Source organism: Arthrobacter sp. AL12 (genome assembly GCF_029960645.1).
In the GTDB taxonomy this organism is placed as follows: domain Bacteria; phylum Actinomycetota; class Actinomycetes; order Actinomycetales; family Micrococcaceae; genus Arthrobacter.
The window spans coordinates 499,298-517,611 of the sequence record NZ_JASBQY010000001.1; the positions used below are offsets into that span (position 1 = coordinate 499,298).

20 protein-coding genes are annotated in these 18,314 nt (G+C 66.8%); 5 read left to right on the top strand and 15 right to left on the bottom strand.

The genetic code is table 11. The features are described 5' to 3' along the window. Entirely contained in the window at positions 1-1,293 is a 1,293-nt protein-coding gene (locus QK291_RS02395) for an extracellular solute-binding protein (protein WP_282378740.1), read from the bottom strand. Positions 1,294-1,593: 300 nt separating this feature from the next. Between QK291_RS02395 and QK291_RS02400 the strand changes: the two genes are divergently transcribed. After that, entirely contained in the window at positions 1,594-3,546 is a 1,953-nt protein-coding gene (locus tag QK291_RS02400; protein ID WP_282378742.1) for an adenylyl cyclase, read from the top strand. 65 nt (positions 3,547-3,611) lie between these two features. Here QK291_RS02400 and QK291_RS02405 read toward each other — a convergent pair whose 3' ends face one another. The 8 genes from QK291_RS02405 to QK291_RS02440 are packed head-to-tail and all read right to left on the bottom strand — an operon-like array spanning position 3,612 to position 9,779. After that, positions 3,612-4,661: a nickel transporter gene (locus QK291_RS02405; protein ID WP_282378744.1), complete on the bottom strand. Its 1,050-nt coding sequence runs from the start codon at positions 4,659-4,661 to the stop codon at positions 3,612-3,614. Continuing rightward, the gene (locus QK291_RS02410) at positions 4,661-5,491 is read right to left on the bottom strand and encodes an urease accessory protein UreD (protein ID WP_348994547.1); all 831 of its coding nucleotides are present in this window, start codon (positions 5,489-5,491) and stop codon (positions 4,661-4,663) included. The genes QK291_RS02405 and QK291_RS02410 overlap by 1 nt, the downstream gene beginning before the upstream one ends. Before the next feature lie 41 nt (positions 5,492-5,532). Next, positions 5,533-6,150 (bottom strand): urease accessory protein UreG, encoded by a 618-nt coding sequence (gene ureG, locus QK291_RS02415; protein WP_282378750.1) that lies wholly within the window; start codon positions 6,148-6,150, stop codon positions 5,533-5,535. 29 nt (positions 6,151-6,179) lie between these two features. Further along, positions 6,180-6,869, bottom strand: a complete 690-nt coding sequence (locus tag QK291_RS02420) for an urease accessory protein UreF (protein WP_282378752.1) — start codon at positions 6,867-6,869, stop codon at positions 6,180-6,182. Next, the gene (ureE, locus tag QK291_RS02425; protein ID WP_282378753.1) at positions 6,850-7,332 is read right to left on the bottom strand and encodes an urease accessory protein UreE; all 483 of its coding nucleotides are present in this window, start codon (positions 7,330-7,332) and stop codon (positions 6,850-6,852) included. Before ureE ends, QK291_RS02420 begins: the two co-directional genes overlap by 20 nt. A 19-nt stretch (positions 7,333-7,351) precedes the next feature. After that, a complete protein-coding gene (gene ureC, locus QK291_RS02430) occupies positions 7,352-9,142 on the bottom strand; it encodes an urease subunit alpha (protein ID WP_282378754.1) in 1,791 nt (596 codons plus the stop codon). After that, a complete protein-coding gene (locus QK291_RS02435; RefSeq protein WP_282378756.1) occupies positions 9,139-9,468 on the bottom strand; it encodes an urease subunit beta in 330 nt (109 codons plus the stop codon). The genes ureC and QK291_RS02435 overlap by 4 nt, the downstream gene beginning before the upstream one ends. Before the next feature lie 8 nt (positions 9,469-9,476). Continuing rightward, positions 9,477-9,779: an urease subunit gamma gene (locus QK291_RS02440; protein WP_282378757.1), complete on the bottom strand. Its 303-nt coding sequence runs from the start codon at positions 9,777-9,779 to the stop codon at positions 9,477-9,479. A 269-nt stretch (positions 9,780-10,048) separates the two neighbouring features. Between QK291_RS02440 and QK291_RS02445 the strand changes: the two genes are divergently transcribed. Then, complete coding sequence (locus QK291_RS02445) at positions 10,049-10,384, top strand: hypothetical protein (RefSeq protein WP_282378758.1); 336 nt, start codon at positions 10,049-10,051, stop codon at positions 10,382-10,384. Positions 10,385-10,405: 21 nt separating this feature from the next. Here QK291_RS02445 and QK291_RS02450 read toward each other — a convergent pair whose 3' ends face one another. Then, positions 10,406-11,158, bottom strand: coding sequence for a LysR family substrate-binding domain-containing protein (locus QK291_RS02450; RefSeq protein WP_282378760.1), 753 nt, complete (start codon positions 11,156-11,158; stop codon positions 10,406-10,408). 90 nt (positions 11,159-11,248) lie between these two features. Between QK291_RS02450 and QK291_RS02455 the strand changes: the two genes are divergently transcribed. After that, positions 11,249-11,653 (top strand): DUF5997 family protein, encoded by a 405-nt coding sequence (locus QK291_RS02455; protein ID WP_282378762.1) that lies wholly within the window; start codon positions 11,249-11,251, stop codon positions 11,651-11,653. Positions 11,654-11,700: 47 nt separating this feature from the next. On the opposite strand, the gene QK291_RS02460 is transcribed toward QK291_RS02455, so the two are convergent. Beyond that, positions 11,701-12,084, bottom strand: a complete 384-nt coding sequence (locus tag QK291_RS02460; protein ID WP_282378764.1) for a VOC family protein — start codon at positions 12,082-12,084, stop codon at positions 11,701-11,703. 157 nt (positions 12,085-12,241) lie between these two features. Here QK291_RS02460 and QK291_RS02465 point away from each other — a divergent pair, with 157 nt between their 5' ends. After that, positions 12,242-12,844 carry a hypothetical protein gene (locus QK291_RS02465; RefSeq protein WP_282378766.1) on the top strand — a complete coding sequence of 201 codons (603 nt, stop codon included), beginning with the start codon at positions 12,242-12,244 and terminating at the stop codon, positions 12,842-12,844. 49 nt (positions 12,845-12,893) lie between these two features. Here the strand turns inward: QK291_RS02465 and QK291_RS02470 are convergent, their stop codons facing one another. The 4 genes from QK291_RS02470 to QK291_RS02485 form a co-directional block, all read right to left on the bottom strand. Continuing rightward, positions 12,894-13,376 (bottom strand): pyridoxamine 5'-phosphate oxidase family protein, encoded by a 483-nt coding sequence (locus QK291_RS02470; protein WP_282378769.1) that lies wholly within the window; start codon positions 13,374-13,376, stop codon positions 12,894-12,896. Positions 13,377-13,498: 122 nt separating this feature from the next. Continuing rightward, complete coding sequence (locus QK291_RS02475; RefSeq protein WP_282378772.1) at positions 13,499-15,022, bottom strand: APC family permease; 1,524 nt, start codon at positions 15,020-15,022, stop codon at positions 13,499-13,501. Continuing rightward, positions 15,019-15,930 carry a universal stress protein gene (locus QK291_RS02480; protein WP_282378774.1) on the bottom strand — a complete coding sequence of 304 codons (912 nt, stop codon included), beginning with the start codon at positions 15,928-15,930 and terminating at the stop codon, positions 15,019-15,021. The genes QK291_RS02475 and QK291_RS02480 overlap by 4 nt, the downstream gene beginning before the upstream one ends. 45 nt (positions 15,931-15,975) lie before the next feature. Then, positions 15,976-17,394 carry an NAD(P)/FAD-dependent oxidoreductase gene (locus QK291_RS02485; RefSeq protein WP_282378776.1) on the bottom strand — a complete coding sequence of 473 codons (1,419 nt, stop codon included), beginning with the start codon at positions 17,392-17,394 and terminating at the stop codon, positions 15,976-15,978. Positions 17,395-17,581: 187 nt separating this feature from the next. Here QK291_RS02485 and QK291_RS02490 point away from each other — a divergent pair, with 187 nt between their 5' ends. Next, positions 17,582-18,271, top strand: coding sequence for a TetR/AcrR family transcriptional regulator (locus QK291_RS02490; RefSeq protein ID WP_282378779.1), 690 nt, complete (start codon positions 17,582-17,584; stop codon positions 18,269-18,271). Positions 18,272-18,314: the final 43 nt, after the last annotated feature.

Genomic DNA, 18,314 nt, shown 5'->3' on the forward strand with positions numbered 1-18,314 from the left:
TTACAGGGACTTCACGGCTGTGACGAACTTTTCCCACGACGAGGCCGCATCATCGGTCTTGTCAACGTCCACGCGGGTGAGGGCCTGCTGCATGGCGTCGTTGATGGCAAAGAACTTGGTGCCCTTGAACGGCGTCACGTCAACGGCTTTGGCCCGCTCGGCGAAGATCTGGCCGGTGGGGGCACCGTTGAAGAAGGCATTGGTCTGGCCCAGCAGTTCGCTGCTTTCCAGTGCCTGCTTCTGGCTCGGGAACGTGCCCTTTGCGGTGAACGCCTTGATCTGCTGCTCGGGGGCGGTCAGCCAGCCGGCCAGCTTCTTGGCCTCGGCCTGGTTTTCGCTCTGGGTGGGGACCGTCAGGTACGAGCCGCCCCAGTTTCCGCCGCCGCCCGGGAAGACGTTGGCCACGTCCCAGCCCGTAACTCCGGCCGCGTTGCCCTCGATGACCCCGAGCATCCAGCCCGGGCAGAGGGTCGTGGCGAAGGCGCCTGTCTGGAAACCGGCGGCCCAGTCATCGCTCCACTGGCCCAGGTGGGCCGAAAGCCCGTCCGTGGTGGAAGCGCCCAGGACCTGGTTGTAGGTGTCCTTGATCTTCTGGTTGTCCGTGGCGATGACGGTGCCGTCCTCCTCCTCGTAGACCTTTTCGAGCTGGTTGCTCATGCCCTGGTAGATGGCGCCCGCGGAGTCGAACCACGCGGAGTCCGGGCTGGCAGCCTTGAACTTCTTGCCGGCCTCGAAGTAGCTGTCCCACGTTCCGCCGAGCATTTTCGCGACTTCCTCGCGCTCGGTGGGCATGCCGGCCTTCTTAAGCAGATCGGCGTTGTAGCAGACAGCCTCCGGACCGGAATCCGTGCCGTAGCCCAGGAGTTTACCGTCAGCAGTCTTCGCAGCATCGGTCTTCCAGTCCAGCCAACGACCTTCAACAGCCGAGTCGCTCAGGTCGGTGAAGCGGTCGGGGTACTGCAGCAGCTCGGGCAACCAGTCGACCTCAACGCCTTCGATGTCGGACAAACCCGATCCGGCTGCCAGCCGGGTGGTCAGATTGTCACGGGCTTCGTTGGTGGTAGCGGCCTTCTTGTGCTCGATCGTGACGTTCGGGTTCAGCGTTTCGTATTCTTCGAACAGTTTTTCGTAGCCGAACTCGTTGAACGTTCCAACGGTCAGTGTCACCGGCTTCGAACCGGTGGCTCCATCGGCGCCGGCCTTCTCGGGGGCGGAGGAACCGCAGGCCGTGAGCGACAGGGCCAGGCAGGCGGCCGCGGCCGACAGCGCAGAGAACTTGCTGGGGTTTTTCACAGGGAAGACTCCTTCGTCAAAATTCCATCCGGGCTACAGCGCCGGAGGCAGCGGTGGCCGGATGGGGTCAGCCGCACCACTGGCGGCTAACTGGGCGGTCCGTGTGGGAGCGCTCTCATGAACATGGTGTCCCACCTCACATCCTGTTGTCAAGAGCGGGTCCGGCCCCTGGATTCGACCCTTGCCCGTGGACGTGGGCGGTGTTACGCTCCAGTGCGGGAGCGCTCCCATAGTTGTGGGTGATCGATTGCGACTTCCCGCTGCACGCGTCGAATCCGCCCCCAAAGAACAGGACCAGCAATGCCGCTAGCCCAATTCCCCGTCCGCCCCGCGGCCGTCCCGGCTGAGATTCCGCAGCCGCGGCGCCTCAGCGCCCGGTCCATCGCCGGCACTGCCGTCCTCCTCATCAGCCTCATCGGCACCGGTGGCGGAGTCGCGGCCGCCTCGGTGGCTGCCGCACCGCAGGCCCCCGCCCCTGCTCCGGCCCAGGCCGCCTCCCCGGCGGTACCGGCCGTCCCGCAGGTGGTGGACCCGGGCTTCGGTCCTAACGTCCGGATTTTTGACCCCAGCATGCCCGTGGCCGAGATCCAGGCCACCGTCGACGCCATTGCGGCCGAACAGGTCGACGACGAAATGGGATCCAAGCGGTACTCCCTGCTGTTCAAGCCCGGCACCTATGGCACCGCCGCGGAGCCCCTCATCGTCCAGGTCGGCTATTCGACGGAGGTTGCCGGCTTGGGCGCCGCACCCACCGACGTCACCATCAACGGGCACGTTGATGTCTACAACCGGTGCCTGACCGCGGACAACTGCATTGCCCTGAACAACTTCTGGCGCTCATTGTCCAACCTCACCATCAACGTCACCGGCCTCGAGGGCTGCCGCAGCTCGGCCAACTTCTGGGCCGCCTCGCAGGCCTCCCCCATGCGGCGGGTCAATGTCACCGGCGGCAACCTTTCCCTGATGGACTACTGCACTGCCGGACCGCAGTATGCCAGCGGCGGGTTCATTTCCGACTCGAAGACCGGACCCGTGATCAACGGATCACAGCAGCAGTACTTCGTGCGGGACAGCAGCATCGGCGACTGGTCCAACGGGGTCTGGAACCAGGTCTTCTCCGGTGTGGAGGGCGCCCCGGAGCAGTCCTTCCCGAATCCGCCGTACACCACCCTGGCGAGCACCCCGGTTAGCCGGGAGAAGCCCTACCTAACCCTCGAGGCCGCAGGCCAGTACGCCGTCTTCGTTCCCGCGGTTCGCACGGACTCCGCCGGCACCACGTGGGAAAACGGCCCGACGGCCGGCCGCAGCATCCCGCTGTCCGATTTCTACGTGGCCAGGCCCGGCGATTCAGTCAAGACCATCAACTCCCAGCTGGCTCGCGGCAAAAACCTGCTGCTGACCCCCGGGGTGTACGACGTCGACCAAAGCATTGAGGTCAAGCGCGCCAACACCGTCGTGCTCGGGCTCGGTATGGCCACCCTGACCGCTGTCAATGGCGCCGTTCCGCTGACCGTCGCGGATGTCCCCGGCGTCGATATCGCCGCCGTCACGGTGGATGCCGGCGAAGTGAACTCGCCCGTGCTGATGCGCATCGGTAAAGCCAAAAATCCTAAGGCCGGCGGAGCCACGAACTCAACGAACCACAGCGATCCGGCCAACCCCACCACGCTCCACGACGTGTTCTTCCGTATCGGCGGCCCGCATGTTGGCCAGGCCTCGGTGAGCCTGGAAGTCAACAGCGACAACGTGCTCCTGGACCACATCTGGGCGTGGCGGGCGGACCACGGCAACGGCGTCGGTTGGACCACCAACACCGGGGACAACGGCGTTATCATCAACGGCGACCATGTCACGGCCACCGGCCTGTTCGTGGAGCACTACCAGCAGTACAACGTCATCTGGAACGGCGAGCACGGCAAGACGGTGTTCTTCCAGAACGAACTGCCCTACGACGCGCCCAACCAGGCTGCCTGGCAGCATGACGGGGTCCTGGGCTGGGCCGGCTTCAAGATCGCCGATTCGGTCAAGACCCACGAACTATGGGGGGGCGGAAGCTACGTCTACAACAACGTCGACCCCACGATCCACGCCACCAGGGGCTTCGAGGTGCCGGTCACACCCGGAGTGAAGCTTCACAGCCTGCTGAGCGTCAACCTCGGTGCGGGGACGCTGGACCACGTCATCAACGACACCGGCGCGCCGGTCTCGACGGACGCCGTCGGGGTGCCCAGTTACGTCGCCAGCTTCGGCTGAGACGACACCGGCGGGCGGGACTCACCTCCCGCCCGCCGGACGGGCACGCCCGCGACGCCGGTCGGCTACTTGCCAGGCGGCGCGGAAAGACGTCCGCGCATGAAGGCCACTCCCCAAGCGGCCAACAGGGACAACACCAGCAGCAGCCCTGCTTCGCCCAGGTCGACGTCGCCCAGCCAACTGGTCACGGGATCCTCAAGCCCGAAGGCCGCGTTGAAAAACCCGCCCAGGGTGATGAAGGAAATAGCCAGGGCCGACACGGCGGAGATGCCGGTGATCAGCGCATTGAACCCCAGCGTCCGCTGCGGATTGTGGAGGGCGGAGCTGTACATGCGCAGCATGGCGACGCCGTTGGCGGTGTCGCACAGGGTCATGGCGGCGGTGAAGGCCAGCGGAAGCGCCAGGAGGGCCAGCGGGGAGACCCCGGCGAGGGATGCGGCCGCCGCCATCACCAGCAGGCCGATCGTGGTGGCCGTGTCGAAGCCCAGCCCGAACAGGAAGCCGAGGACGTAGATGTTCCGCGGCCGCCGGACACGCGACAGCGGCTTTGCCAGCATCCGGGCGACGAATCCCTGCGCCTCAAGATCATCCTCCCGCACCGCTCCGCCGCCCTGAACGCTCCGGTAGGCCCGCGCGGCCCGGATGAACGCGGATCCGTTGAACAGCCCCATGGCCAGCAGGAAGATCCCCGAGACGCCGCTGCCGATCAGCCCCAGCACGTGGTTTCCGGTGGTGCCGGCCTCCATGAACTGGCCCACCACCGCGGCGCCGCCGACCACCAGGATCCCCGCCAGGACAACCACCGAGCTGTGGCCCAGGCTGAAGGCGAACCCGACGCTCACCGGGTCCCGGCGCTGGGCCACGAACGTCCGGGTCGAGTTGTCGATGGCGGCGAGGTGGTCCCAGTCGTAGCTGTGTTTGATGCCCGCCAGATAGGCCGTCAGCACCAGGCCCGGCGCCAGCGGCCCGCCGGCCGTCACCAGACCGGCAAGCAGGAGCACGACGGCGGCCCCGTGCAGGGCCAGCACCGCACCGAAGGTGACCAACAGCCGGGTCCGCAGCGGGAGCTGCTCGCGCCGACGGTACAGGGCGGTGACTCCGGTCAACGTGGTCATCAGTATTTCCTTAGGTCCAGGGGCGCCGTGCCGTGCCACCGCTGCCGGAGCAGGGCACTGCAGGCGCCCAGGAGCCGGTTAAGTTCTTCGGTGCTGTTCGAGAGGGACCGGAGCACCAGACCGCTGATGCCATCAACTGTGGCAGTCAATGAGACTCCTGTGTAGGCCTCAAGGCCGCCGGTCAGCACGTGCAGTTCGTCCGCAAGGGCCTGGTTGACCCGCCGGTCGACGACAATCAGGGATCCCATGTGGCTGAAGCCTTCCATGAACCCCATCCCTGTGACGTCGTGCGTTGGCGGCCGGATCAGCAGGTTGTCGAGGGCCAGCAGTCCACTCCTCCCCCCGGACTCGACCCGGATTTCGGTCCGGAGCCGCAGCTCGTCGTAACGGAACGAGGCGCCGTCCGGCGACCAGCCGGGGGTGATGACCTCGGATATGGCCAGGCTCGACGTCGGGTGCAGGGTGATGTGCGTGTTCTGCCGGTAGCTGGCACCCCGGTAGGCGATCAGCTGATCCGGGGCGAGCTCCAGCTGTGACCCCTCCCCCAGTCGCAGCCGCATCCGCTGCTCGGCAAAGGAGTCCGGCGTCCGGTAGATCTTGGTGGCCGCCTGCGTCGTGAGCAGCAGCCTCGCCCCGTCCGCCACCTCCACATCGATGACGTAGAGATCGGCCCCCAGATACGCCCCGCCAGGATTCACCACAACATAACAAACCTGTCCCGAGTCATCCAGGTAATGCGGCCGTAAAATCCGCAAGGCGCCACGGTGAAACTGATGCACAGCCACGGACTTCTCCCCGCGAACGGCGATCCGCAGTTCAAGCTCCCCCATAGGTGAGGCACCCGCGAGGAGTTCAACGGCCGCCGTCGTGCTCATGACGCCAGGTCGAGCATCAGGACATCGCGCCGCATCCATTCGATGACGCGTTCCAGTCCTTCGTCAGTCTTGAGGTTGGTGAAACAGAACGGCCTCCCGCCCCGGAACTCTCGCGAGTCCCGCTCCATCACGGAGAGGTCCGCGCCGACGTGCGGCGCGAGGTCGGTCTTGTTGATAATGAAAAGGTCGGACTTGATCATGCCCTGGCCGGCCTTGCGCGGGATCTTCTCGCCCTGGGCCACGTCGATGATGTAGATGGAGAAGTCCACGAGTTCGGGGCTGAACGTGGCGGAGAGGTTGTCCCCGCCGGATTCCACGAAGATCACCTGCAGGTCAGGGTGCCGCTGCTTGAGCTCCTCGATGGCCGCGGTGTTCATCGACGTGTCCTCGCGGATGGCGGTGTGCGGGCAGCCGCCGGTTTCCACGCCGATGATCCGGTCGATCGGGAGGATCCCGTTGGCTGCCAGGATCTTGGCGTCCTCGATCGTGTAGATGTCGTTGGTGATCGCAGCCATGGAAATTTCCCGGCTCATGTGGCGGGTGAGGCGCTCCACGAGCTGGGTCTTGCCGGCGCCCACCGGGCCGCCGATGCCAATTTTGACGGGCTCAGACATATTCTTCTCCAGACATATTTCGTTGGTGCCTAGCTCATGAACATGCGGGCACGCTGGCGCTCGTGCCGCATCTGCGAAATTTCGAGGCCGGGGCTGACCGCACCGAAGTCGGACCGGTCCAGGCGGCCTGCCCGCCTGACCGCGGCAGCGACGTCGTCGGCCGCCTTCCGCAGCAGCCGCTGGCCGGCGTTCTGCCCCAGCGGGATGGCCCGGACGGCGTTCTGCGTCAGCGACGTGACCGCGGCGAACAGGTAGGCGGCGAGGGCCTCGGGCCGCGGGACGCCCTGGGAACGCGCGACGACGGCAAAGGCCAGCGGCTGGTGGCCGGCGGCGCGGCCGGAACCCACCAGCGCCCGGTACTCCGCCAGTTCCGGGGACGGAAAAATCTCCGCGCCGATCTCAAGGAGCCGGGTGCCCATTTTGATGCTGGCCTCGCGCAGCTGCCGCGGCAGCAACTGGGCCGTCAGCAAGGCATCCAGTTCAGCAACAGGAACATCCTCATAGAGAAACCGGATGGCCAGGGCGTCCGAATAGCTCAGCTGCTGTGCCACGAATGCCGCCAGCCACACCCCGAACGACTCCTCGTCGTGCACCAGCCCGCGGTCGATGTAGCTCTCAAACCCCAGCGAGTGCGCGAACGCCCCGGTGGGCAGCGCCGAATCACACAGCTGCTGCAGCGCCAGCTGGTAGGGCGCCGGACTAGTGGGAGTGCTCGGCATGGCGGAAGGGGACGGGCATCACGCGCTCCTGGCGGTCGTAGGGCGCTCCGACGTGTTTGAGGTAGTCCTCCACCGTGTGGTCGTACTGGCAGACCATCACGGCGGCACCGTACTCGGCGGAGGCGTCGAAGAAGTGGGCCTGCAGGTGCCTGTTGCCGAGCGAATGCGCCACCACCCCCATCTCGTGGATGGAGCGCGGCGCGATGACGAGGACGTCGGTGGGCAGCACCGACACCACGATCATGTTGGCCTCCGCGACGTGCAGGATGTCGCCGTCGCGCAGGTCCCCGGAACCGGAGGGGAGGCGGATGCCGAGCTCCTTGCCGTGGTCGGTGGTGACGCGCTGGACGCGTTTGACCAGCTGGGCGCTGGGGAGCACGACTTTTTCGCGGTGCAGCCCGGCATACGGGTCCGGACCCGGGGGAAGGTCGTGCGTGTTGCCGAGGACCTTTTCGATGATCATTCCTGTCTCCTCTGGACGCCTAGAAAAGGAAGTAGCGCTGCGCCATGGGCAGCACGTCGGAGGGTTCGCAGGTGACGTCCTCGCCGTCGACCGTCACCCTGTACGTTTCCGGGTCCACCTCGATCTCCGGGGTGGCTCCGTTGTACTTGAGGTCCGCTTTCGTGAGGCTGCGGATGCCGGACACGGGCCGGATGACCTTTTCAAGGCCCAGCTCTGCCGGGACCCCGGCTTCGATGGCGGCCTGGGAGAGGAAGGTGATGGAGGACTGCTGTAGGGCCTTGCCGTAGGCGGCGAACATCGGCCGCATGGTGCGCGGCTGCGGGGTGGGGATGGAGGCGTTGGCGTCGCCCATCAGCGCATAGGCGATCTGCCCGCCCTTGAGCACCAGTTCCGGCTTGACCCCGAAGAACGCCGGGTCCCAGAGCACCAGGTCCGCGAACTTCCCGGCCTCCACCGAGCCGATGGAGTCCGCCATGCCCTGCGCGATGGCGGGATTGATCGTGTATTTCGCGACGTAGCGTTTCAGCCGGAAGTTGTCGCTCTCCGCGCCGAGCCCGGACGCCGCGCCGTGCACGCCGCCGTCAGGATCTTTGAGCACGCCACGCTGTTTCTTCATCTTGTCCGCGACCTGCCAGGTACGGATGACCACCTCGCCCACCCGGCCCATGGCCTGGGAGTCCGAAGAGGTGATCGCGAAGATCCCCAGGTCCTGAAGCACATCCTCCGCGGCGATAGTCTCAGCGCGGATGCGGGAGTCCGCGAACGCCATGTCCTCCGGGATATCCGGGTTGAGGTGGTGGCAGACCATGAGCATGTCCAGGTGCTCTTCGATGGTGTTGCGCGTGTACGGCAGTGTGGGGTTGGTGGAGGCCGGCAGGACGTTGGGCAGCCCGGCGATCTTGATGATGTCCGGGGCGTGCCCGCCGCCAGCGCCCTCGGTGTGGAAAGTGTGGATCACGCGCCCGTCGATGGCCCGGATGGTGTCCTCCACGAAGCCACACTCGTTCAACGTGTCGGTGTGGATGGCCACCTGGACGTCGTAGCGGTCCGCGACCTTCAGTGAGGTGTCGATCGAGGACGTTGTGGAGCCCCAGTCTTCATGGACTTTAAGCCCGATCGCGCCGGCGCGGATCTGCTCGGCCAGGGGCTCGACGGCGGAGGCGTGGCCCTTGCCGAACAGGCCGATGTTGATCGGGAGCCCCTCGGCCGCCTGCAGCATCCGCTGGATGTGCCATTTGCCGGGGGTGACGGTGGTGGCCTTGGTGCCCTCGGCGGGGCCGGTGCCGCCGCCGATCATGGTGGTCACGCCGCTGCACAGGGCTGCGGGGACCTGGTCCGGGGAGATGAAGTGGATGTGCGAGTCCACGCCGCCGGCCGTCAGGATTTTCCGCTCGCCAGCGATGATTTCGGTGCTGGCGCCGATCACGATGTCCACGCCGTCGGTGATCTGCGGGTTGCCGGCCTTGCCGATCCGGAAGATGTGGCCGTCCCGGAGCGCGACGTCGGCCTTGTAGATCCCGGTGTAGTCGAGGATGACGACGTTGGTGATCACGGTGTCCGGCACTCCGCCGCCGGAACCAACACCGCCGGAACCAACACCGCCGGAACCAACACCGTCACGGGTCACCTGGCCGTTCTGGCCCATGCCGTCGCGGATCACCTTGCCGCCGCCGAAGACCACTTCCTCGCCGTACACGGTGAGGTCCTTCTCGATTTCGAGGAAGAGTCCGGTGTCGGCGAGGCGGATGGAGTCTCCGGTCGTGGGCCCGTACAGGTCCGCGTACTGCCGGCGGGATAGTTCGAAGCTCATCCGCGTCCTTCGTCAATCGGGGTAAGCGTGCCGTTGACCGCGTTGCTCAGGCCGTAGACCTCGCGTTGGCCAGCGAGTTCGATCAGCCGGACGGTTTTGCTGTCCCCCGGCTCGAAGCGGGCCGCCGTGCCCGCCGGGATGTCCAGGCGCCGTCCGTAGGCGGCCCGCCGGTTGAACGTCAGGGCGGCGTTGGCTTCGGCGAAATGGAAGTGCGAGCCCACCTGCACGGGACGGTCGCCGGTGTTGGTCACCACGACGTCGACCGCCTCCCGGCCGGCGTTGACCAGCACAGGCTCGGGGCCGAGGACGTATTCTCCGGGAGTCATCGGGTCCCCTATCGGATCGGGTCGTGGACGGTGACGAGCTTGGTGCCGTCCGGGAAGGTGGCTTCGATCTGGATGTCGTGGATCATTTCCGGCACGCCCTCCATGACGTCCCCGCGGCGGAGCACTGTGGTGCCGTAGCTCATCAGCTCCGCCACCGTCCTGCCGTCCCGGGCGCCCTCGATCAGCTCGTAGCTGATGATGGCCACCGCCTCCGGGAAGTTCAACTGCAGCCCCCGCGCCTGGCGCCGGCGGGCGAGATCGGCCGCGACCACGATCATGAGCTTTTCCTGCTCACGGGGCAGAAGATGCATGACGGAATCCCTTCAACACCGGCGGTCGCGGGCCTGGCGGCGCCGCGGTGTTGCCAGAGTAGACCGCGAAGATTTCCTGCAGGTTTCCTGCGTCACAAACTGCGGCGCAACGGACGCCGGCGGCGCGGTCGGACTCCCGGCCTCAGCCGGTCCCGGGGCCGGCCAGGGTCCCGCAAGGGTCCTTGAAGGGCCGGCGAGGGTCCTTCGAGGGTCCTTCAGCCACCGCCCGCGGCCAGCTTCCGCTCAGGAGCGCTTGTTAGGGTGGAGGCATGAAACTCCGCCTTGCCGCCCTGTCCGCCGCCGCCCTCATGATCGCCCTGACGGGCTGCGGACAGGTGCAGGACGCCGCGAACAAAGCCGTCAGCGACGGCGCCTCCCAGGTTGCCACGGCGGCTGGGAGCGAAGTGAAGAAGCAGGCCTGCACGCTGGTCGAGGACGGCCTGGTCAGTGTCCAGGACAAGGAACTGCTGGGCGGCCTGGTCGCCGGTGACGAGACCGCTGGCGTGCCCGCCGAGATCACGACCCCGCTGCAGGAGATCGCCGAGTCCGGCGACCAGGTTCCCTCCGATTCCGTCAAATCACTGCAGGATGCCTGCGCCAAGTAGCCCTCCAGGGCGGGCAGCGTCCTAGCGCTTGCCCTTTTTCCGTGATCCCTTGCCGCGGCCCTTGTCCGGGTTGGGCGCGTAGCGCTGCGCGACCTTGGGCTTCTTGACCGCGGGACCGCGCCGGTCCGGCTTCGGTTCCTTCTTGGGCTTTTCCTGCTGGGCGGAGGGCTGGCGGGAGCTCGCGGCGGTCCGGCCGCGGACAATCCCGATGAACTCCTCAATCACCTCATCCGTGCTGTCGCTGGGCCATGCCACGGCGATCTCAGTCGTCGGGGCCCCGGTGAGCTGGCGCGCCACGGTGCCTTTGACGTTGAAGTGGCGTGCCACGGACATCGGCAGGATCACCAGGCCGGCCCCGGACGCCACCACCTGCAGGGCCATCTCCGGTCCGCCGAGTTCGGCAACGTCCAGGAATGTCTCGTTGGACAGGTCGGCAAAGGCCACCTCCTCGAACACGGAGATTTCGTGCCCCTTGGGTGCGACCACCACGGGTTGTTCCTCATAGAGGGCGATGACGCTGAGGCCTGCGCGGTCCACCGGCAGCCGGACGAAGCTCAGGTCCGCGGAACCGTCGCGCAGCACGGTGAGCTGGGCGCCCTCCGCGGACATAAAGGAGCGCAGCGGGACATCGGGCATCCGCTCTTCCCAGCGCCGGGTCCACTTGCCGGGCGTCACGCCGGCGACGTAGGCAAACCGCAACTCCCGCACGGCGTCTTCGGCCGGGACGGCGGCGGTTTCGTCGGGGGTCTGGGGTGTTTCTTCTGCTGCGGACACATGTTCACAGTACCGCCCGGCCCGGCGCATGCCGGGTGTCAGTGCTCAGTGCCGGTGCCCAGCCGGCCTCTGGCCGGATACCCTTGAAGCATGACCTCAGCAAACTCCCAGTCCATGAAGCCGGCCACCGTTGCCAAGAAGCTTGGCATCTACCTGCCCGCAACACCCCAGGAGTTCCAGGATTCGGTCATCAGCCGCGCCGATTTCGCTGAGCTCCAGGCCAACCCGCCGGAGTGGCTCGCCGAGCTGCGCCGCAACGGCCCGCACCCCCGCCCGGTGGTCGCGCAGAAGCTCAACGTCTCCATCAGCGGCCTGTCCCGCGGCGGCGTCGAGGAAGCGCTGACGACGGCGGAAATCACCGCGCTGCTGCAGGCTCCCCCCGCGTGGCTGGTCGCCGAACGCTCCACCCACGCTGCCGTCCGCGCCGAGGCCCAGCGGGTCAAGGACGAGGCTGCGAAGAAGGACGCCAAGCAGGCCCGCACCGCGGCCGAGTAGCCTGGCCGCCTTCCGGGGCACGCCAGCGATCCCGCCGGCCCCGGCCCTCAGTCCTGGTGGAGCTGGACGAAGTTGCCGCACCCGTCGTCGAACACCGCCGTGGTGCCGCCGGGACCGTCGGAGGGTTCGCCCTGGAATGTCACGTCCTTGCCCGTGAGCCGCTTGAACTCCGCCCGGACATCGGTCACCCCGAAGACGATCGCGGGCAGCCCGGCGTCGTGGCATCCGTTCATGTAGGCGGCCCCGATCGGGTTGTCGCTGGGCTCCAGCAGGAGCCCGACTGATCCACCGCCGGACCCGGCCGGGTCCGTCACGATGTACAGGTTGTGCTCCGGCATGGCCAGGAGGCTCTCGAAGCCCAGGATTCCGGTGTAGAACTCGAACGCGGCGGCGGGGTCCTTGACGTGGATACTGCACATTTTCAGTCGCATGCGCCCTAGGCTACGCCGGGACGGACCCTGCTGTGAACCGGTCCCGCCGCGGCCGGCTCCCGCACAGTTCCGGGACCATTGACGGCCCGCCTCCAATGGATTCCAATGGAATCAGCGGAACCGCGCCCGTCCGGGCCGGATCCCTGGAGGTGTTGGAATGCCGTCCCTGTTCGAGTCCGGCCCCGTCGCGCTTTGGCAATTGCTGGCCCTGGCCGTCGTCGTCGTGTGCGCGTCCGGAGCCTCGGTCTATCTCATCCGCAAGCATGTGGCCGCCGCCAGCGATGGCCTGGCGGACGCCGTGTTCTGGGACGTCTTCGCCGGTCTCGCCATCGTGGCTCCTGCCGTCATCCTTTCCGCCCTGGCGGCACCGTGGGCCGGACTGCTGCTGGGTGTTCTCGCCGTTGCCGCTGCCGCCGTCTCCTACTTCTGGACTCCCAGGGTCTTCAGCCGGCGCGAGGCCCGCCGGGCCTCCCGGGACATTGTGGCCAGCAATGAGGCGGCTGCGGCCCGGCACCGCCGCGCCCTGGCCCGGTGGCAGCGCTACGAACTGGACCCCGCGCACAGCATCGACTACCCCGCAATGAGTGACCCGCGGCAGACGGAGACGGCCGCCCTGATCCGGGCAATGAAGGCCGCGGAGCAGCTCCGCGGCGGGGACCCCGGTTATGCCGCGGCGGTTGACCGGCTGGAACAGGCCCTCGCCGACGCCGAACGGGCCGCCGGTGTCGGGCAGGACACTCCGCTCCACATCATCGAGTAGGCCGGCGCCGCCGGATCCAAAGTCCGGGATCCAGAGGCCGGAGCAGGGCTTAAAGTTCGACCGTGGCGCTTTCAGCCACGGTCTTCCGGTTGTGCGTGACCTTGGACTTGACCCACTGCAGTACCGTCGCGGCGGTCCCGCCCGGGCTGGTCCAGAATTCGGCGGAGTCGGAATCGACGCGCAGCAGGACCACCTCCGGGGTGTCCGGGCCGTCCGGGAACCAGGCCTCGACCATCTGGTTCCAAAGATCGTGGATCTTCCGGCGGTCGGTGATGACCTCCGCCGTTCCGGCCACCGACACCCATTCCGTGGCCTTGCCGAAGGAGACGTTGACGCGCGGGTCCGCCCGGACATGGGCGACCTGGGACGTGGTGGAGGACGTGAAGAACCACATGTCGCCGTCGTCCTTCACATCCTGGACGGCCAGCGGCCGGCTGACCAGCGCGCCTGAGTCATTGACGGTGGTGAACATCCCAATCCGCGAATCGTTGATGATGTCCGTAACTTTGCTGATGTTTTCTGCGTCCGACATGCTGTCACCTCGTTCTGGTTCCGTACGGGGGAAGGTCCCCCTCCCGCCAGCCTATTGGTAAGTTTGCTTACTTTCCAATGGCTGCCGGACGGAGGACCTTCCCGGTCTGGTGCGGCGCGGGCCTAGGTCCGCGTGGGCAGGACCTTGCCTTTGAAGAACTCCGGGCGGATCTTGGCCATGACCAGCATGAGCACCACGCCCAGCAGGATCACACCCATGCCCAGGACGAACACGAGGCCAATGCCGCCGACGGATGATCCGGAACCGTACGCCGGGTCCATGGAGTCATAGGCGGTCTTGACGAACATCACCAGCAGGATCACGCCGCCGACGAGCGGGGCGAGGAACTTGAAGAAGAATGCCTGTGCCCCGCTGAAGGCCTCGCTCCGGAAAAACCAGACGCAGGCCAGGGCGGTGACGCCGTAGTAGAAGCAGATCATCATGCCGAGTGCGGTGATGGTGTCCCACAGGGCGTTCTCGGATGTGGTCCGGGTGATCACGTAGAACCCCGCCGCGGCGATGGCCGCCGCGATCGTGGCGTAGCTGGGGGACTTGAAGGTAGGGCTGATCCGGCCGAACTTGGTCGGCAGCGCCTTGTAGTGGCCCATCGCCAGCAGCGTCCGGGCCGGTGAGACGAACGTCGACTGCAGGGATGCGGCCGAGCTGCTCAGGATGGACAGGGACATCAGGATGGCGAACGGGCCCATGACCGGTCCGGCTAGGACGGCGAAGATGCTGCCCTGGTTTTCCGGGTTTCCGGCGCCCAGGCCTTCCTCCCCGATGCCGGCGTACGACAGCGTGGCCAGGGCGACGGTCATGTAGATGATCACGATGACGAGCACGGTGACGGTGGCCGCGCGGCCCGGGGTCTTCTCCGGGTTGCGGGTTTCCTCGTTCATGGTCAAGGTGACGTCCCAGCCCCAGTAGATGAAGATCGAGAGGGAGACGCCGGCGGCGAAGGCCGAGAAGGATTCGACGGCGAACGGGTTGAACCACTCGGGGCTGATCGAGGTGGCATCGAAAGCTGTGCCGTTGGCGACGTGGCTGAAAGCGGCGACCGCAAACCAGCCGAGAACCAGGAGCTGGAACGCTACGAGCACGTACTGCACGCCCTTGGTGGTTTCCATGCCGCGGTAGGAGATCCAGCAGGCCAGCGCGATGAACACCAGGGTGGTGGCGATGTTCAGCGGCAGGTTCAGGGTCAGGTCGGCCAGTTCGGGATTGCCGAACAGCTGGGCCAGCATGAGGTAGAAGAAGTCCACGGCCACGGCGGCCAGGTTGGACAACACGATGATCGTCGCGGCGATCAGTCCCCAGCCGCCCATCCAGCCGATCCAGGGCCCGAAGGCGCGCGAGGCCCAGGTGAAGGAGGTTCCGGCGTCGGGCATGGCATTGTTCAGTTCCCGGTAGCCGAACGCGACGAGCAGCATCGGGACGAAGCCCACCAGGAAGATGGCCGGCAGCTGGACGCCGACTTCAGCGACCGTCGGGCCCAAGGCCGCGGTCAGTGTGTACGCCGGGGCAATACAGGACACGCCGATGACGACGGCGCCGATCAGGCCGACCGATCCGGCTTTGAGGCCCTTGGCGCTCAGTCCTGCGTGGGTGTCGTGCGAGGCCTTGGCCGCCGCGTGTTCGGTACTCATTGGGGTGCCTCTCCGGACGTGTCATTCGACGTTGTGTGGTTCTGCTGCTTGAGTTCGTAGCCGCTGGGCACCACGAGCATCGGCACGGGCAGGGCGCGGAGGATCCGGTTGGCCGTGCTGCCCAGGAAGATGGAGCGGCCCTGGGCCAGGCGGCTCGACCCGATGACCAGGACCTCGCCGTCTTCCCAGTCGAGGCCGTCCACGGCCTCTTCGATACTCCGGCCCTGCGCGACGACGACGTCCGTCTTGGCCGCCAGCTGGACGCCCGACGGGCTGACCGGCGCCGCTGCCGCGACGGTCTTCTCCGCGTATTCGCGGGCGACCGCAGCGGCGGTTGAGTCGCCGCCGTCGAGTGCGAGCAGCGATACCACGCGCAACGGGACGGCCCGGTTCGCCGCCATGCCGATGGCGAAATCGAGCAGCTTCTCTGCCCCCGCCCGGGTGCCGAGTCCGCAGCTGATCCGGATCAGGGCTTCCTGGCGGTAGTAGCCGTGGGGTGCCAGGGCCACCGGAACCGTGGACGCGTGAAGAAGCGCGCTGGCCACCGAACCGATGCTGAAGCGTTTGAACAGGCCGGTGCTGGTGGCCCCGATGACCAGGACGTCCGCGCCGAGTTCCTCGGTCGCGTCGATCAGCGTCTGGGCGTCGGAGTCGCCGCTGCGGATGTGCGCCTGCGCCGGAACGTCGGACGGGACGAGGGCGAGGGCTTCATCGAGCCATTGGCGTGCCTGCTCGTTCAGAAGGTTCTCGAAGCCTGCCTTGGGCGCATGGGCGGCGCCGAACTGCTGGACTTCTGGCACCACCAGGACGAGATCCAGGCTGGCACCGCGGCCGCGTGCCAGCGATACGGCCAGATTGACGGCATCGTGGCCTCTGGCATTGGCTGAATACCCCACTACGTAACGCATCTGGCCGATCCTTTCTGAACTGTTGGGTTGGGTGGGAGGTTCGGGCTAATGGGAGGCCACGGAGCTGCGGTCTGCGGCTGCGACAATCCGGGCCGCCGTCTGGCGTCCCATCCGGACCGCGCCGTCGACGTGCTGGTAGCCCTCGGCAGCGAGGTCAGAGGAGGACCAGTAGATCGGGCCGACCGGGGCGTGCTGGTCCCTGCCATAGCGGTGCAGCCCGCCGAGGTCGTAGCTGGAGGCATAGGCCCCGCGGGTCCACTCCTCGGAGCCCCAGTCCGACTCGAAGTAGACCTCCGGCTCGAGGGCCTTGTCACCCAGGAATCCGGCCATCGATTCGAGGATGGCACGGCGGCGTTCCCCGGCGCTGAGCTCGAACATGGCATCGGCCTTCTCATCCGAAACGAAGCCGACCAGGGTGCCGCGGGTGTCCTCGTGGTTGGTGTTGTCGTAGACCTCCTGGACCAGGGCGCCGGCGCCGAAGCAGGTTCCGGAGAGGCCGTCCTCACGCCAGAAGGGAGTGCTGTAGACGGCGTGCACCTTGATGACCAGGCCGAGTGACTGGTGCTGGTGCATCTGGTGCTGGCGGCGCGGCAGCGGCGGGTTGAACGAGACCCGGGAGTAGAGGTTCGGCGGTACGGCCATGATGACGAAGCGCGCGTTCACGGTGGCGCGCTCTGAAACAGCCGTCACCCGCTGGGCTCCGATTTCTCCGGCTCCCTCAGTACCTCCTGCGGAGGCAGGCACCCAGTTGATGGTGCGCACCGGGCTGTCCAGCACGACGTCCTCGCCCAGCTCGGCGGCAAGCAGCAGGGAGAGCTGCTGCATTCCTCCGATGACGCGCTTGTCCAGGATGAAGTCCTCGTCGGTGAGGTGGGTGAAGGATCCGGCGGAGGCGGCCATCAGCACTGCCTGCAGCGCGGAGAAGGCGTAGGCGGGCTTGGTCAGCATTCCGCCGGCAATGAAGAGCCCGATGTTGTTGCAGGCTTCCTCATCCGAGGAGTTTTCCCGCAGCCAGTGGTGGAAGGAGATAGTGTCCAGCTCCCGGGCCTTGGCGTGCGCCCACGGCTCGGTGGGGCCGATCTCGGCGGCGAGGGAATCCAGCAGTGCGGTGAGCTTGTCCATTTCGGCGGCCGTGGTTTCGCTGACCGGGAAGGTATCGCCCGTGTAGAGGGTTCGCTTGCCGTCGGAGCCAATGTAGACGGATTTGCCGTCGCGGTAACGGGAGTAGGTCTGCAGGCCAAGCTCGTCAAGGAGCGCCAGCAGCTCGGTCTGGTCCGGGGAGACCCACTGGCCGCCGATCTCCAGCATGGCGCCGTCGATTGTGTCGGTCCACGTGCGGCCGCCGACACGGTCGCGCGCCTCCAGGACGGCCACGCTCAGGCCGGCCTTCTTTAGTTCCCGGGCTGCGGTCAGCCCGGCGGGGCCAGCTCCGACGATGACGACGTCGCGGTCAAGTTCCAGCATGATGTCCTCTCTGCGGCCGCGGTAGTGATGCGGACCACTAAATGAATGCCGTTCATTTACGATTGACTATAGACCTTTCGAAAGCATCAGGGAAGACCTCTGAACCATTAAGTTTTCGCCGGGAAAGTGCCCGTAAAGTAGGGGCACAATGGGAGCACCCAGGACATCGACCGCAGAAAGGCCAGCAATGCCGGCATCCACCAGCGCCCCCGCCGATCCGCACCGCCACGACGCGAAACCGCGCCGCCGGGTGGGCAGGCCCGCGGCGGCCGTCCTCGACCAGGACGGCATCACCGCGGCGGCGCTGCAGCTCATCGGGAAGAGCGGCTATGACGGTTTCACGATGGCTGCCCTGGCCCGGACGCTGAACGTGGCGCCGTCGGCCCTCTACAACCATGTCTCGTCCAAGCGCGACGTCCTGGTGCTGGTCCAGGACCATCTGACCTCGCTCGTTGATGTGTCCCTCTTCGCCTCCGACCCGTGGGACCAGGCTGTGCGCAGCTGGGCCTGGAGCTACCGCGACGTGTTCTCCAAGCACACGCCGCTGATCCCGGTGATCGCCGTGCTCCCGGTGACCGATGCCCCCAAGACGCTGGCCATGTATGAGGCCGTCAGCGCCGGGTTCAGCCGCGCAGGGTTCCCGCAGCGGCTGATCGTGTCCGCCATCGTGGCATTGGAGTCCTTCATCTTTGGCTCCGCCTACGACGTCACGGCGCCGGCGGACATTTTTGACTCCGGCAGCATGGCGGATTCGACGCCGAACTTCACCGCAGCGGTCAAGCGGCAGGACCTGGAAGGCTACGACAAACCCGCCGACGTCGCCTTCAACCTGGGCCTGGAGGCGATGATCGCGCGCTTCGGGACGCTCCGCGCCTGACCCCCCGATAGCAACGCGGGGTCAGTCCCGGCCCATAATCCCC

Coding starts and splice junctions, on each gene's coding strand:
- QK291_RS02400 (WP_282378742.1), top strand. CDS start 1,594: ATGCCGCTAGCCCAATTCCCCGTCCGCCCCGCGGCCGTCCCGGCTGAG.
- QK291_RS02405 (WP_282378744.1), bottom strand. CDS start 4,661: ATGACCACGTTGACCGGAGTCACCGCCCTGTACCGTCGGCGCGAGCAG.
- QK291_RS02410 (WP_348994547.1), bottom strand. CDS start 5,491: ATGGGGGAGCTTGAACTGCGGATCGCCGTTCGCGGGGAGAAGTCCGTG.
- ureG (WP_282378750.1), bottom strand. CDS start 6,150: ATGTCTGAGCCCGTCAAAATTGGCATCGGCGGCCCGGTGGGCGCCGGC.
- QK291_RS02420 (WP_282378752.1), bottom strand. CDS start 6,869: ATGCCGAGCACTCCCACTAGTCCGGCGCCCTACCAGCTGGCGCTGCAG.
- ureE (WP_282378753.1), bottom strand. CDS start 7,332: ATGATCATCGAAAAGGTCCTCGGCAACACGCACGACCTTCCCCCGGGT.
- ureC (WP_282378754.1), bottom strand. CDS start 9,142: ATGAGCTTCGAACTATCCCGCCGGCAGTACGCGGACCTGTACGGGCCC.
- QK291_RS02435 (WP_282378756.1), bottom strand. CDS start 9,468: ATGACTCCCGGAGAATACGTCCTCGGCCCCGAGCCTGTGCTGGTCAAC.
- QK291_RS02440 (WP_282378757.1), bottom strand. CDS start 9,779: ATGCATCTTCTGCCCCGTGAGCAGGAAAAGCTCATGATCGTGGTCGCG.
- QK291_RS02445 (WP_282378758.1), top strand. CDS start 10,049: ATGAAACTCCGCCTTGCCGCCCTGTCCGCCGCCGCCCTCATGATCGCC.
- QK291_RS02455 (WP_282378762.1), top strand. CDS start 11,249: ATGACCTCAGCAAACTCCCAGTCCATGAAGCCGGCCACCGTTGCCAAG.
- QK291_RS02460 (WP_282378764.1), bottom strand. CDS start 12,084: ATGCGACTGAAAATGTGCAGTATCCACGTCAAGGACCCCGCCGCCGCG.
- QK291_RS02465 (WP_282378766.1), top strand. CDS start 12,242: ATGCCGTCCCTGTTCGAGTCCGGCCCCGTCGCGCTTTGGCAATTGCTG.
- QK291_RS02470 (WP_282378769.1), bottom strand. CDS start 13,376: ATGTCGGACGCAGAAAACATCAGCAAAGTTACGGACATCATCAACGAT.
- QK291_RS02475 (WP_282378772.1), bottom strand. CDS start 15,022: ATGAGTACCGAACACGCGGCGGCCAAGGCCTCGCACGACACCCACGCA.
- QK291_RS02480 (WP_282378774.1), bottom strand. CDS start 15,930: ATGCGTTACGTAGTGGGGTATTCAGCCAATGCCAGAGGCCACGATGCC.
- QK291_RS02485 (WP_282378776.1), bottom strand. CDS start 17,394: ATGCTGGAACTTGACCGCGACGTCGTCATCGTCGGAGCTGGCCCCGCC.
- QK291_RS02490 (WP_282378779.1), top strand. CDS start 17,582: ATGCCGGCATCCACCAGCGCCCCCGCCGATCCGCACCGCCACGACGCG.